Source organism: Curtobacterium sp. C2H10, from assembly GCF_025407985.1.
In the GTDB taxonomy this organism is placed as follows: Bacteria; Actinomycetota; Actinomycetes; order Actinomycetales; family Microbacteriaceae; genus Curtobacterium.
On record NZ_JABXGF010000003.1, the window covers coordinates 16,555 to 29,533 of the forward strand.

General features: G+C 72.4%; 12 protein-coding genes. 10 read left to right on the forward strand and 2 right to left on the reverse strand.

Annotation, left to right across the window (positions count from 1 at the left end; genetic code table 11):
* Positions 1 to 82 precede the first annotated feature (82 nt).
* Together HWD93_RS02415 and HWD93_RS02420 are read right to left on the reverse strand one after the other, a co-directional pair.
* Positions 83 to 586 (reverse strand): flavin reductase family protein, encoded by a 504-nt coding sequence (locus HWD93_RS02415; RefSeq protein WP_070418022.1) that lies wholly within the window; start codon positions 584 to 586, stop codon positions 83 to 85.
* The gene (locus tag HWD93_RS02420; RefSeq protein WP_261645926.1) at positions 583 to 1,098 is read right to left on the reverse strand and encodes an NADPH-dependent FMN reductase; all 516 of its coding nucleotides are present in this window, start codon (positions 1,096 to 1,098) and stop codon (positions 583 to 585) included. The genes HWD93_RS02415 and HWD93_RS02420 overlap by 4 nt, the downstream gene beginning before the upstream one ends.
* 641 nt (positions 1,099 to 1,739) lie before the next feature.
* Here HWD93_RS02420 and HWD93_RS02425 point away from each other — a divergent pair.
* The 10 genes from HWD93_RS02425 to HWD93_RS02470 all read left to right on the forward strand — a co-directional run bounded on the left by HWD93_RS02425 (position 1,740) and on the right by HWD93_RS02470 (position 12,968).
* Positions 1,740 to 2,921 carry a sugar ABC transporter substrate-binding protein gene (locus HWD93_RS02425; RefSeq protein ID WP_070418020.1) on the forward strand — a complete coding sequence of 394 codons (1,182 nt, stop codon included), beginning with the start codon at positions 1,740 to 1,742 and terminating at the stop codon, positions 2,919 to 2,921.
* The gene (locus HWD93_RS02430; protein WP_261645927.1) at positions 2,918 to 4,549 is read left to right on the forward strand and encodes a sugar ABC transporter ATP-binding protein; all 1,632 of its coding nucleotides are present in this window, start codon (positions 2,918 to 2,920) and stop codon (positions 4,547 to 4,549) included. The genes HWD93_RS02425 and HWD93_RS02430 overlap by 4 nt, the downstream gene beginning before the upstream one ends.
* Positions 4,549 to 5,586 carry an ABC transporter permease gene (locus tag HWD93_RS02435; RefSeq protein ID WP_070418018.1) on the forward strand — a complete coding sequence of 346 codons (1,038 nt, stop codon included), beginning with the start codon at positions 4,549 to 4,551 and terminating at the stop codon, positions 5,584 to 5,586. Before HWD93_RS02430 ends, HWD93_RS02435 begins: the two co-directional genes overlap by 1 nt.
* Before the next feature lie 31 nt (positions 5,587 to 5,617).
* Positions 5,618 to 6,730, forward strand: coding sequence for a pyrimidine utilization protein A (gene rutA, locus HWD93_RS02440; RefSeq protein ID WP_261645928.1), 1,113 nt, complete (start codon positions 5,618 to 5,620; stop codon positions 6,728 to 6,730).
* Positions 6,727 to 7,635: a carbon-nitrogen hydrolase family protein gene (locus HWD93_RS02445; RefSeq protein ID WP_261645929.1), complete on the forward strand. Its 909-nt coding sequence runs from the start codon at positions 6,727 to 6,729 to the stop codon at positions 7,633 to 7,635. Before rutA ends, HWD93_RS02445 begins: the two co-directional genes overlap by 4 nt.
* The gene (locus HWD93_RS02450) at positions 7,632 to 9,284 is read left to right on the forward strand and encodes an amidase (RefSeq protein ID WP_261645930.1); all 1,653 of its coding nucleotides are present in this window, start codon (positions 7,632 to 7,634) and stop codon (positions 9,282 to 9,284) included. Before HWD93_RS02445 ends, HWD93_RS02450 begins: the two co-directional genes overlap by 4 nt.
* A gap of 43 nt (positions 9,285 to 9,327) precedes the next feature.
* Complete coding sequence (locus HWD93_RS02455; RefSeq protein ID WP_261645931.1) at positions 9,328 to 10,785, forward strand: MFS transporter; 1,458 nt, start codon at positions 9,328 to 9,330, stop codon at positions 10,783 to 10,785.
* 112 nt (positions 10,786 to 10,897) lie between these two features.
* Positions 10,898 to 11,521 (forward strand): isochorismatase family protein, encoded by a 624-nt coding sequence (locus HWD93_RS02460; protein ID WP_071295724.1) that lies wholly within the window; start codon positions 10,898 to 10,900, stop codon positions 11,519 to 11,521.
* Positions 11,518 to 12,138, forward strand: coding sequence for a TetR-like C-terminal domain-containing protein (locus HWD93_RS02465; protein ID WP_261645932.1), 621 nt, complete (start codon positions 11,518 to 11,520; stop codon positions 12,136 to 12,138). Before HWD93_RS02460 ends, HWD93_RS02465 begins: the two co-directional genes overlap by 4 nt.
* Positions 12,135 to 12,968, forward strand: coding sequence for a GntR family transcriptional regulator (locus tag HWD93_RS02470; RefSeq protein WP_261645933.1), 834 nt, complete (start codon positions 12,135 to 12,137; stop codon positions 12,966 to 12,968). The genes HWD93_RS02465 and HWD93_RS02470 overlap by 4 nt, the downstream gene beginning before the upstream one ends.
* Positions 12,969 to 12,979 lie beyond the last annotated feature (11 nt).

Genomic DNA, 12,979 nt, shown 5'->3' on the forward strand with positions numbered 1-12,979 from the left:
CGGCAGAGCCGGACGGGGGGCGCCGCGCGCGTGGCCGGTCCCCCCCACCCGCACCGCGCCTCCCGTCCCTGCGTCAGCGCGCTCAGGCGCTGAGCGTCGCGAAGGCGGACCGGTGCCAGACCAGCGGGCTGTGCGCGAAGTCCGACATGAGTCCGAGGACCCGCAGCACGACGATGTCGTGGTCACCCGCGGGGTAGGTGTGCTCGACGGCGCACTCGAGCCAGATCGGAGCCCCCTCGAGGAAGACCGACCCCGACTCGGACACCGTCGTGTCGACGCCGACGAACCGGACCGACTTGTCCTTCGACGCGAGCTGCCGGGTGACCTGCGCGTGCCCCTCGCCGAGGATCGAGACCCCGATCGTGCCGGCCGCACGCAGCACCGGCCACGTCGACGACGTGTGCTGCACCGCGAACATCACGAGCGGCGGGTCCTGCGACACCCCCACGGTGAAGGACGAGGCGACGAGCACCGTGGGCTCGTCGTCGACGACGGCGGCGAGCGCCGCGACCCCGCAGGGGAAGCCGGAGAACGCCTGACGGAGGGCACCGAGGTCGGGGGCCTCGGGCGAGTAGGGGCTGATCATGAGCGGGTTCCTTCCTGGAGGCTCGCGGTCGCGCCGAGGACGACGTCGCGCCACCGGGCGAGCCAGACCTCGGTCGATGCGGGCTCGGAGTACTGCTTGTCGTTGAGGTACAGGGCCGGAGCCGGGACGGTCGCTCCGAGCTCGACGAGCACGGGCTTGAGGAAGACCTCGGGGGCGAGGGCGTGCGCGGGGCCGGCGCCGAGCATGAGCGGGACGGCGACGACACCGGCGAGGCCGTCCCCGGTGGCGAACTGGTCGAGGAAGAGCTTGAGGACGCCGGTGTAGGTCGCCTTGAACGTGGGCGAGGCGACGACGACGAGGTCGGACGCGGCGACGGTGCGCACCGCGTCCGACACCGCGTCGTCGCCCCAGCCGAGCAGGCCCGGGCCGAGGTCGATCACGTCGACGACGTTGTCGGGAGCCCGACCGGTGAGGCGTTCGAGCACGACCGTGGCCGCGTCGAGCGTCCGCGATGCCGGCTTGGGGTTGCCGGCGACGACGGTGGTGATCATCGATCTGCTCCTGCGGTCGGGGACGGTGTGCGACTGCAGTCCATCCGCCGTTCGTTTCGCCTCCGTGGCGCGCCCGTATCGGGTGGGTTACGCCAGGGGGCGCCGGATGCCACGGCGGGGAATGCCCTGGTCAGCGGCTGCCGCTCCGGGCGGGTCCGTCGCATTCCGCCAGCGGGGTCCGCTCGGCCGACCGTGGACTTGTGAGAGACGCGTTACCGGAAGTCGGCGCGATTGCTTCCGGGGTGTTTCGCCCGGGCGGCGCCGCCGCACGGACGCGCGGATCCGCACCGCTCCGGGGTGGGGCGGCGGGATCGCCCGCCCCGGAACGGCGCGGCACGGCGGCTCGTCGACGCCGTGGCGCCGGTGGCCTAACACCGGCGAAACAAACGCCTAACAGGACCGTTACCGCCGGGCACCCGCTGGCGGCCCGCAGCCCGTTACATTCGCATCAGCCCCACCGGAGCGGCCCCGTCATCCCCGACGCATCGCCCCCGGCGGAGCGCTCTCCCACACCCCGAAGTGACCGACGCCCCTCGTCGTCACGCCCACCCCGCGCCGCGGGGTGTTCGGCGTACCCGCAGCACCGGCAGCACCCGCACCCGTCACCCGTCCCCGCACCACGTCCTGGAGGTCCTCGACCGATGTCGTCCCCCGCACCCACCCGAACGCGGCTCGCACGTCCCGCGCTCCTGGCCGCCGCACTCAGCGGTGTGCTGTTCCTGTCCGCCTGCTCCGCCACCTCGACGGCCTCGACCGACTCGTCCGACGACTCCGCCGGGGTCGAGCACGCCACCAGCCAGATCACGGCGGCGAGCGTCGACCCGGAGTTCACCTTCGAGGGCAAGCCGTTCGACATGTCGAAGATCGCGGGCAAGACGATCTTCAACATCCCGAACTCGTCCGCCGTGCCGTTCATCGTGTCCGTCGACGAGGCCGGGCAGCAGCTCGCCGAGGAGTACGGCGCGAAGTGGATCGAGTACACGAACCAGGGCACGCCGACCGAGCAGTCCGCCGGCATCGACCAGGCGATCAGCCGGAAGGCCGACATCATCGTCCTCGCGCAGGGCGTCAACGGCGAGCTCATCGTCCCGGCGCTCAAGCGTGCGAAGGCCGCCGGCATCCCGGTGCTCATCAGCCACACGTACCAGACGGGTGAGGCGCTCCCCGACCAGCTGCAGGACCTCGTCGCCGCCCAGGTGACCGCGCCCTTCCACGAGGCCGCGAAGCTCAACGCCGACTGGGCCATCAAGGAGACGAAGGGCGCGGGTGACGTGCTCATCATCACCTCGTCCGAGGTCCCGCCGTCGGACGGCATCGTCAAGGCGATGCAGGAGGAGTTCGACGAGTACTGCTCGGGCTGCAAGGTGAAGGTGACGAACGTGCCGGTCGCCGACTGGGCGACGAAGATCTCGTCGACCGTCCAGTCCGCGATCCAGTCCGACCCGAACCTCGACTACGTCCTGCCCGTGTACGACTCGATGGCCCTCTTCGTCGAGGCCGGGGTGACGGCGGCCGGCAAGACCGGCCAGGTCTTCACGTCCTCGTACAACGGGACGCCCGCGGTGATGAAGATCCTGCAGGAGGGCAACGTCATGACGATGGACATCGGCGAGAACATGGAGTGGCTCGCCTACGCCACGCTCGACCAGGCCGGTCGCGTCCTGACCGACACCCCGATCATCGAGGACGGCGACGAGCAGACCCCGCTCAAGGTGTTCACGAAGGACAACGTCGACGAGGCCGGCACGCCGCCCGCGCCGAGCAAGGGCTACGGCGACGCGTACAAGACCGGGTACGAGGAGATCTGGGGTCCGGCGAAGTGAGCGCCACCCGGGAGGCACGGCGCAGCCCCGCAGCGTCCGCTGCGGTCGTCGAGGCCGGTGCGACCACCGCGCCGGTCCTGCGGATCAGCGGGCTCACCAAGCGGTTCGGCGGACTGACCGCGCTCGACGACGTCGAACTCGAGGTCCGTCCGGGCCAGGTGCACGCGCTGCTCGGCGAGAACGGTTCCGGCAAGTCGACCCTCATCAAGATCCTGTCCGGCACCTACGCGCCGGACCCGGGAGCGACGATCGAGGTCCGCGGCTCCCGGCTCCCGCTGCCGGTGCCTCCCGGGTACTTCCGCCGCGTCGGCATCAGCTTCGTCCACCAGGACCTGGCCCTCGTGCCGTCGCTCGGGGTGACCGAGAACCTCCGGCTCGCCACCGTCGTCGCCGGCCGCGGTCCGTTCGTCCGCTGGGGCGCCGAGCACCGGGCGGCCGCGGAGCTCTTCGCCCGCTACGGCGTGGACATCGACCCGCGTGCCCGGATCGAGGAACTGACCGACACGCAGAAGGCGCTCGTCGCGATCCTGCGGGCCGTCGCCGAGCTGGGTGACGACCGGGCGCTCATCGTCCTCGACGAACCGACCGTGTTCCTACCGAAGGAGGACGCGGACCTGCTCTTCCGCGTCGTCAAGGACCTCGTGTCCGACGGCCGCACGTCGGCCCTCCTCGTGTCGCACGACATGTCCGAGGTCCTCGAGCACGCCGACCGCGTCACGGTCCTCCGGGCCGGTCGGGTCCAGGCGCACCGGGACACCGCGACCACGACCGCGGACGAGCTCGTCTCGCTCATCGTCGGACGCGGGCTCGACGGCGCGGCCGCACGCAGTGCCCGCCCCGCCACCACGGGCGACGCGGTCGTGACGGTCCGGGACCTCCGGGCCGGTGTCGTCGACGGGCTCTCGTTCGACGTCGCGGACGGCGAGGTCGTCGGCATCACCGGGCTCGCCGGCTCGGGCGTCGAGGACGTGCTTCCAGGCCTGTACGGCGCCCGGGCGGCGACCGGGACCCTCACAGTCCGGGACGCCGCAGTCGACCTCGGCGCCACCAGCCCGGCGACCTCGATCGCCCGCGGGGTCGTCTACGTCCCCGCCGACCGCAAGCGCGAGGGCGGTGCCCTGACCCTGTCCGTCGAGCAGAACGTGACCCTGCCCGTCCTCGGGAAGCTCCGCGGACTGCTCGGGCTCTCGCCGGCGCGGGAGCGGTCGCACGTCGAGGGCCTCGTCCGCGACTGGGACGTCCGTCCCGCCGACCCCTCCGCGCTCTTCGGCACGCTCTCCGGCGGCAACCAGCAGAAGGCCGTCCTCGCGAAGTGGATGCAGGACGACCCGCGGCTCGTGCTGCTCCAGGAGCCGACGCAGGGCATCGACGTCGGCGCCCGTGCGGCGATCTTCTCGATGCTCCGCCGGACCGCCGACCAGGGCGTCTCGATCGTCTGCGCCTCGACCGACTACGACCAGCTCGCCCAGATGTGCGACCGGGTCGTGGTCCTCGCCCACGGCCGCGTCCACGACGTGCTCACCGGCGACCGGATCGACCGCGACGTCATCGCGGCAGCCGTCGTCGCCAGCCTCGTCGACCCCGCTCCCTCCTCCCCCGACTCCTCCCCCGTCAAGGAGACCGCCTGATGTCCACCACCGCCGAACCCGCCCTCGAGACGTCGATCGTCCGCCCCACACGCCCGCGCTTCTCGTGGGGGCACACCGAGCGCTACGCCCTGCTCGGCGCCTGGCTCGTCATCGTGATCGCGTTCAGCATCGCGCTCCCCGACACCTACCCGACCCTGGGGAACCTGCAGAACATCCTCGGGTCCCAGTCGGTGCTGCTCATCCTGGCGCTCGGCTTCCTGTTCCCCCTGACCGCGGGTGAGTTCGACCTGTCCGGCGCCTCGACGATGTCGCTCTCCGCCATGACGATCGCCGTCCTCAACGCCAAGATGGACATCCCGCTGCTGCCGGCGATCCTGGTCGGCCTGGCGATCGGCGTGGTCGTCGGCCTGGTGAACGGCCTGCTCACGGTCGCGTTCCGGATCGACTCGTTCATCGTGACGCTCGGCACGTCGACCTTCATGATCGGGATCATCCAGTGGATGAGCGCGTCCTCGTCGGTGACCGGCATCGACCCGGCGCTCGTCCAGGCGACCGTCGGGTGGCGCGGGCTCGCCGGGCTGCCCCTGGCGTTCGTCTACGGCCTGATCGCCACCGTGGTCGTCCTCATCGTCCTCAGCGCCACCCCGGTCGGTCGACGGCTCCTGTTCGTGGGCACCGGTCGCACCGTCGCCGAGCTCTCCGGCCTGAACGTCCGCCGGCTCCGCGTCGGCGCGTTCGTCGGCGCGGGCCTCACCGCCGCGGTGGCCGGGGTCGTCTACGCCGGCACGCTCGGCGGGGCGGACCCCTCGAGCGGGCAGTCGTTCCTGCTCCCCGCGTTCGCCGCCTGCTACCTCGGGGCCACCGCGATCATCCCCGGACGCTTCAACGCCATCGGCACCTTCATCGCCGTCTACTTCCTGTTCTCCGGCGTCGTCGGGCTCCAGATGCTCGGCGCCGACAACTTCGTCCAGCAGCTCTTCTACGGCGGTGCGCTCATCGTCGCCGTCGCGGTCTCCCAGACGATCCGACGGCACTCCGTCGCGAGCGCCGCCAAGGCCGCCGCCAAGCAGTCCTGACCCTCCTCCACACACAGAAAGCGAGTCCCCCATGGACATCGGAGTCTTCATCCCGATCGGCAGCAACGGCTGGCTCATCTCCACCACCTCGCCGCAGTACAAGCCATCGTTCGACCTCAACCTCGAGATCGTGCAGAAGGCCGAGTCGTACGGCTTCGACTTCGCCCTGTCGATGATCAAGCTGCGCGGCTTCGGCGGCCCGAGCGGGTTCTGGGACGAGAACCTCGAGTCCTTCACCCTGATGGCCGGCCTCGCTGCCCGGACGGAGCGCATCCGACTGTTCGCCACCACGGCCGTCCTCACGATCCCGCCGGCGATCGCCGCACGGATGGCCGCCACGATCGACTCGATCTCGCACGGGCGCTTCGGGCTGAACCTCGTCGCCGGGTGGCAGAAGGCGGAGTACGACCAGATGGGGCTCTGGCCGGGCGACGAGGTGCACTTCAAGCGTCGGTACGCCTACCAGACCGAGTACATGCAGGTCATGAAGGAGCTGTGGGAGGACGGCGTCAGCAACTTCCAGGGCGAGTACTTCCAGATGGACGACTGCCGGATGCTGCCGAAGCCGACGTCGCACATCCCGATCGTCTCGGCCGGGCAGTCCTCGCAGGGCATGGCGTTCGCGGCGGAGTACTCGGACTACAACTTCTCGATGGGCGTCGGCGTGAACACCCCGACCGCGTACGCCGAGCAGAACGAGACGCTCCTCGCCGCGCGGGAGAAGACCGGGCGGGACGTCGGCTCCTACGTGCTGTTCATGGTCATCGCCGACGAGACCGACGAGGCCGCGCAGGAGAAGTGGCAGCGGTACAGCGACGGCGTGGACGTCGAGGCCATCGCCTGGATGACCGGGCAGGCGCTCACCGACACGAACGGCGAGGACGGCAACACCGCGAAGCGGATCTCGCTGCCGGAGGGTGCCGTGAACATGAACATGGGCACGCTCGTCGGCTCCTACGAGCACGTGGCGGCGATGCTCGACGAGGCCGCCGACGTCGCGGGCACCAAGGGCATCATGCTCGTGTTCGACGACTTCCTGCAGGGCATGGACGACTTCGGCACCCGCATCCAGCCGCTCATGCGCACCCGCGAGGGCGTCGTGTCGTCGGCGCCCGCCGTCACCCCGAGCGCGGTCACCGCATGACGGCCGGCAGCACGGCGCCGACCCTCGAGGTCGCGGTCGTCCAGGCCGGGCAGATCCCCGCCGACGGCGACGCCGCGATCGACGGCCTCATCGCGCTGTTCGAGCAGGCCGCCGAGGGCGCCGACCTCGTCGTCTTCCCCGAGCTCACCACGACGCCGTACTTCTGCGGCGTCCGGAACGACAGCCGCAAGGCCTGGGCGCAGCCCGTGCCCGGTCCGGCGACGGCACGGTTCGCCGAGGCCGCGCGACGACTCGGCACGGCGGTCGTCTTCGGCCTCTACGAGGACGCCGGCGACGCGCAGTACAACAGCGCGGTGCTCATCGACGCCGACGGCACCCTCGTCCACGGCACCGACGTGCACGGCGACCGCGTGCCGGCGTACCGGAAGACGTCGATCCCGACGAACGCGATCTCCGACGTCGACGAGAAGCACTACTTCGCGCCGGGGTCGGGGCCGGTCGTGTTCGACGCGCTCGGCACCCGGTTCGGCATGCTCATCTGCTACGACCGGAGCTTCCCCGAGTACTGGCTCGCGTCACGGGCCGCGGGTGCCGAGGTGATGCTCGTACTCGTCTCCTCGATGGGGTTCCGCGAGACGCTCTTCACGCAGGAGCTGCAGGTGCGCGCCCTCGAGACGCAGACCTGGGTCGTCGCCCCGAACCGCGGCGGCGAGGAGACCGTGGACGGCAAGACCGTGAGCTACTTCGGCCGCTCGTCGGTCGTGTCGCCCCGCGGCGAGCTCGTGGTCTCCGCCCCGGCGCACGAGGCCGGACCCATCGTCCGGGCGACGCTCGACGTCGCCGAGGTGGCCGCGGTGCGGGAGGACTTCCCGCTCGGGCGCGACCGGCAGCCCGGGGTGTTCCGCTACCTCGCGGACGCCCACGCCGCGGCGGTGCCGGCGTGACGGACGTGTTCGCGGTCGTGCGCGGGACGATCGCGCCCCAGCTGGAGCAGGCGCTGCACGACAGCCGCGCGAACCCGCTCCCGGCCGCCCCGTCGTCCCTGCCGGCGGAGCCCGGGCACAGCCAGGCGCTGTTCACCCGGCTCCTCGCGGCGGCGATCGACTCGGCACCGACCCCGGCAGCACCGGTCGCTCCCGCTCCGGCGTCCACGGTGTCCACGGCCGCGACGGCGTCCGACCCCGCGGCGGCGAGCGTCACCGAGCTGCTCGCGGCCTACCGCGACGGTTCCACCACCCCCACCGCCGTCGTCGGAGCCCTCGCCCCGCACTGGACGAGCGACGACGTGTGGTCCGACGCCGTCCTCCGCCTGGTCGACGGCGCCGAGCAGGCAGCGGTCGAGTCGACCCGGCGCTGGGCCGCGGGCGAGGCCCGTGCGCTCGAGGGCGTGCCGTTCGCGGTGAAGGACATCATCGACGTCGCCGGCACGGTCGTCACGAGCGGCTCGCTGCAGACCGGCGACCGCGTGGCCCCCGCCGACGCCACCGTGGTCGCCCGGCTCCGTGCGGCCGGGGCGATCCCGGTGTTCACGGCGGCGACGACCGAGTTCGCCTGCGGCGGCCCGCACAACGCCCGGTACGGCGCCGTCCGGAACCCGTGGGACCCCGAGCGCTGGACGGGCGGGTCGTCGACCGGCTCCGGTTCCGCCCTCGCCGCACGCATCGTCCCGCTCGCGCTCGGGTCGGACACTGGCGGATCGATCCGGGTGCCGTCGGCGCTGTGCGGGACGACCGGCATCAAGCCGACGTACGGCCTCGTCCCGCGCACGGGCGTCGCGAGCCTGTCGTGGACGCTCGACCACGTCGGACCGATGGCCCGCACCGCCGAGGACCTCGCGCTCGTGCTCGCCGTGATCGCCGGTGGCGACGGGCAGGACCCCACGACGCACACCGCGGTCCCGCTCGTCGAGGCGGCACCGGGACGGATCGCGGGGATGCACATCGGCGTGCCCCGGGCCTGGTTCACCGAGCGGGTGGACCGTGCGGTGCTCGACGCGCACGCGGCCGCGGTCGACCGGTTCGCGGCACTCGGGGCCGAGATCGTGCCGATCGAGTTCGACGACCTCGAGGCGATCGACGCCGAGTGCTGGACCGTCTTCTACGGCGAACTCGCGGCCAACCAGGAGGCCAACGCCGCCACCGCCGACCTGTTCGACGCCGGCACCCGTGCGCGGTTCGACGTCGCGTTCACGCCGACGGCCGCGGACTACCTCCGGTCCCTCCGACGCCGTCCGCTCGTGCAGGCCGCGATGGTCGCACGGATGGACGAGGCCGGGGTCGACGTCGTCCTCACGCCGGGGATCGGTGCCACGGCGCCCCGACTCGACGACCTCACGATGACGGTCGACGGCGTGCCGTACAACCTGCACGACGTGATCCCCCGGAACACCCGGGTCTTCGACTACGTCGGCTTCCCGGCGCTCATGATGCCCGCCGGGACCGCGCCGGACGGCCTGCCGGTCGGCGTGCAGCTCGTCGCACGCCCGTGGGACGACCGACTCGTCCTGTCCGCCGCCGCCGCGTTCCAGGAGGTCACCGACCACCACCACCGGGTGCCGCCGGCATCCGCCACGAGAGGGTCGACCGATCAGTAACCGCACCACGGACGAGGACGGCGCCCGCCGACGCGCGTGGCAGGTGCTCTGCGCGTCGAGCCTGAGCGTCGTCCTCGTCTTCATCTCCTCGAGCGCCCTGCTCGTCGCGCTCCCCGACGTCAGCCGTGACCTCGACGCCTCCGCCCTGCAGTCCAGCTGGGTCCTGCTCAGCTACATGCTCACGACGACGACGCTCATCCTCGTCTTCGGCCGGATCGCGGACCTCGTCGGGCGTCGCCGTCTGTACATCGCCGGCATCCTCGTCTTCCTCCTCGCCTCGCTCGCGTGCGGTGCAGCACCGGACGCCGCCGTCCTGCTCGCCGCCCGACTCGTGCAGGGCGTCGGTGCCGCTGCCATCGTCACGAACACCACGGCGCTCCTCACCGACGTGTTCCCGGAGTCGATCCTGTCGCTCGGCCTCGGGCTGAACGCCACCGTCGCCGCCGTCGGACAGGTCATCGGTCCGGTCGTCGGCGGCCTCGTCGCGGAGTCGTTCGGCTGGCGGTGGATCTTCCTCGCCGGGGTCCCGATCTCGCTCGCGGGGCTCGTCTGGTCGCTGCGACTCATCCCCCGCACCGCCCGGCCACGCTCCGGCGAACGCCTCGACGTCCCGGGCTCGGTGCTCTCCGTGGCCGCGGTCGGGCTGCTGGTCGGTGCCGTGTCGGTCGGCGGATCCGCGGGCTGGGCCGCCGTCCCGGTCGTCGCCATGGCCTCCGGCGCGGTGCTGCTCGGAGCGGTGTTCGTGTGGACCCAGCGCCGGGTCCCGCACCCGCTCGTCGACCCGGCGATCTTCCGCGACCGGGCGACCATCACGCTCTTCTCGGCCGCCGGCCTCTGCGCGCTGTCGAGCTACGCCCTCGTGCTCCTGGCGTCCCTGTCGTTCCAGGCTGTCTCGGGCAAGGACGCCGTCGAGGCCGCGCTCTGGGTGCTCCCCACCCCGATCGGCACGACCGTGGCCGCGGCGAGCGCCGGGGTCCTCGCCCGCCGGGTGCCCGCGCGCACGCTCTCCACCATCGGCATGCTGCTCATCGCGGTCGGGGCAGCGGTGCTCGCGGGGTCGCTCGCCGACGACGGTGCCTACGCCGTGACGGCCGTCGGACTCGGTGCCGTCGGGGTCGGCGTCGGGGTGTTCATGACGCCGAGCACCTCGGCCCTGATGACCCGTGTCCCGGAGCACCGCCGGGGCATCGCGAACGCCATCCGGTCGGCGCTGCAGAACGCGGGCTTCCTGTTCTCCACGGCGCTCGGTCTGGCGATCGCCACGAGTGGGCTCTCCGCCGCGCAGCAGGCCGCGGCGTACGACGGCAGCCTGCTCGGCCTGCCGGCGACCGACGTCCAAGCCTTCGTCGACGGCGTGCGCACCGCCGCGCTCACGTTCGCCGGGTGCGCGGTCGCCGGCGCGCTCATCGTCGCGTTCGGCCCGTTCGGCCCCCCGGACCGCCAGGCCCCGCTCCGACCGGACACGTCCGGCCCGGTGCCCGAGCCGGGGACGAGCGCATGACCGCCACGACGGGCACCGACCGCGCGCACGGGCCGACCGCCGGCCGACGTGCCGGGGTCGCGCCGCGCCTCCAGGCCCCCACCAGCCAGCCCCACGACGGAAGCAGGACCGCATGACCGACGACCACGACGACTACGTCTCGGCCGGCTACACCGGTGCGCTCGAACCGGGCCGACGGGCGGCGCTCGTCGTCGTCGACCCGGTGAACGCCTACGTCGACCCGGCGTGCGGGCTGTACGCCGGCGTCGAGGAACCCGTCGAGCGGATGCGCGAGCTCACGGCCGCGGCCCGGGCGGCCGGCGTGCACGTCGCCGTCACGACGATGGCGCTGTCGGCCGACGGCTCCAACGCGGGGGTGTTCTTCCGGAAGGTGCCGGCCCTCGCGGCGTACCTCCCCGGCACGTCCACCGGCGCGTTCATCGAGGGGCTCGCGCCGGTCGACGGGGACACCCTCGTGCCGAAGCAGTACCCGAGCGCGTTCTTCGGGACCTCGCTGGCCGCCGACCTCGTCGCACGAGGGGTCGACACGCTCTTCATCGCCGGACTCTCGACGAGCGGGTGCATCCGGGCCACCGCGACGGACGCCATGCAGCACGGCTTCGTGCCGATCGTCGTGCGCGAGGCCGTCGGCGACCGGCTGCCGAGCGTGCACGAGGCGAACCTGTTCGACATCCAGGCGAAGATCGGCGAAGTGTGGGGCATCGACCGGGTGCTCGCGCTCTGGAGCGCCGCGTGAGCACCGAGGCCCCGGTCCGCGGACGGCCCCGGAACGCCGCGGTCGACGAGGCCGTGTACACGGCGTGCATCGCGATCCTCGCCGAGGGCGACCCCCGGGCGTTCACCATCCGGGCGGTCGCCGACGCCGCCGGGGTGGGGGCGGCGACGATCTACCGGCGCTGGTCCAGCCGCGACGTGCTCCTCACCGAGACCGTCATCCGTCTGATGGAGGAGTCGATCCCGACGGTCCTCGACGCCCCGATCGACGAGGGTGTCCTCGGGCTCACCCGCGGCTGGGTGCACGCGCTCGTCGCGACCCCGGTCGGCCGGGCGCTGCCGCTCATCGTGGAGCTCGCCTCGCACGAGCCCCGGGTGGCCGAGGCGGTCGCCGCGTGGCACCTCGACCGACGGGTCCGGGTGAACGCGATGCTCCAGCGGGCGATGGACGCCGGCGACCTGCGGCCCGACGTCGACCTCGGGATCGCCGTCGACCTGCTCGGCGGTCCGACCTTCTACCGCCGGGTGTTCGTGTCCATCGACATCCAGGCACCCGACTACCCGGTGCGCCTCGCCCGGGAGTTCCTCCGGTGGGCCGGGTGGACCGGCGACACCACGACCGTGGGGGTGGTCTCGTGACCGACGTCGCACCGGACGACCGACTGGACGGCACGGCGGGACGTCGTCCGGTCCCGCCGTGGACGGACATGGCCATCGGCGACGTCACGCCCGGGCACTGGATCGGCTTCAACCGACGCTCGGACGCGGCCCGGCAGGTGTCCGACCTCATCCGCGCGGACATCGTCGCCGGTCGGTTCACCGGACCGCTGCCGTACGAGTGGGAGCTCCTCGACCTGTACGGCACGACGCGGAACGTCCTGCGCGCGGCGCTGACGCTCCTCAAGGAACAGCGGCTGCTCACCCGGGCACCGCGGTCGGGCACGTTCGGCGTGCGTCCGGTGGCCTCGGTGAGCCTGGCCCGGACCACCGAGGAGGTCACGATCTACGGCGAGAACACCGGCGGCAGCGTGTTCGACTCCCCGCGGCTGAGCATCGTGCACCTGTGCGTCCAGCTCGTGCCCGCGCCCGAGACCGTCCGGCGGAACCTCGAGATGGACGGCAGCGCCGCGTACTTCGTCGAGAGCCTCATCTCGTTCGACGGGGAGCCGAGCCGGGTGCGGACGAGCTGGGTGCCGCAGGAGCGGTTCCCGGACCTCGTGTCGGAGCCGCTCACCGAGTACGTGCCGGACGTGCTCGTGCGACGGGTGGAGCAGCGGCCGGTCGCTCGTCGACTGCTGCTCAGCACGGTGAACGCCGACCAGTGGAGCGCGGACCTGCTCGACATCGATCCGGGGCAGGCGATCTTCCACATCGAGCGGCTGATGTGCCTGGCCGACGGGACCCCGGTGGAGTACGGGTTCTCGCGGTACCGGGGCGACCGGGCGGTGATCGACTCCCGCATCGTGTGAGCCTCGACGCC

What these genes read in the sequence shown, in the direction of transcription:
- HWD93_RS02435 (WP_070418018.1), top strand. Translation starts at nt 4,549, where the DNA reads ATGTCCACCACCGCCGAACCCGCCCTCGAGACGTCGATCGTCCGCCCC.
- HWD93_RS02445 (WP_261645929.1), top strand. Translation starts at nt 6,727, where the DNA reads ATGACGGCCGGCAGCACGGCGCCGACCCTCGAGGTCGCGGTCGTCCAG.
- HWD93_RS02415 (WP_070418022.1), bottom strand. Translation starts at nt 586, where the DNA reads ATGATCAGCCCCTACTCGCCCGAGGCCCCCGACCTCGGTGCCCTCCGT.
- HWD93_RS02420 (WP_261645926.1), bottom strand. Translation starts at nt 1,098, where the DNA reads ATGATCACCACCGTCGTCGCCGGCAACCCCAAGCCGGCATCGCGGACG.
- HWD93_RS02425 (WP_070418020.1), top strand. Translation starts at nt 1,740, where the DNA reads ATGTCGTCCCCCGCACCCACCCGAACGCGGCTCGCACGTCCCGCGCTC.
- rutA (WP_261645928.1), top strand. Translation starts at nt 5,618, where the DNA reads ATGGACATCGGAGTCTTCATCCCGATCGGCAGCAACGGCTGGCTCATC.
- HWD93_RS02460 (WP_071295724.1), top strand. Translation starts at nt 10,898, where the DNA reads ATGACCGACGACCACGACGACTACGTCTCGGCCGGCTACACCGGTGCG.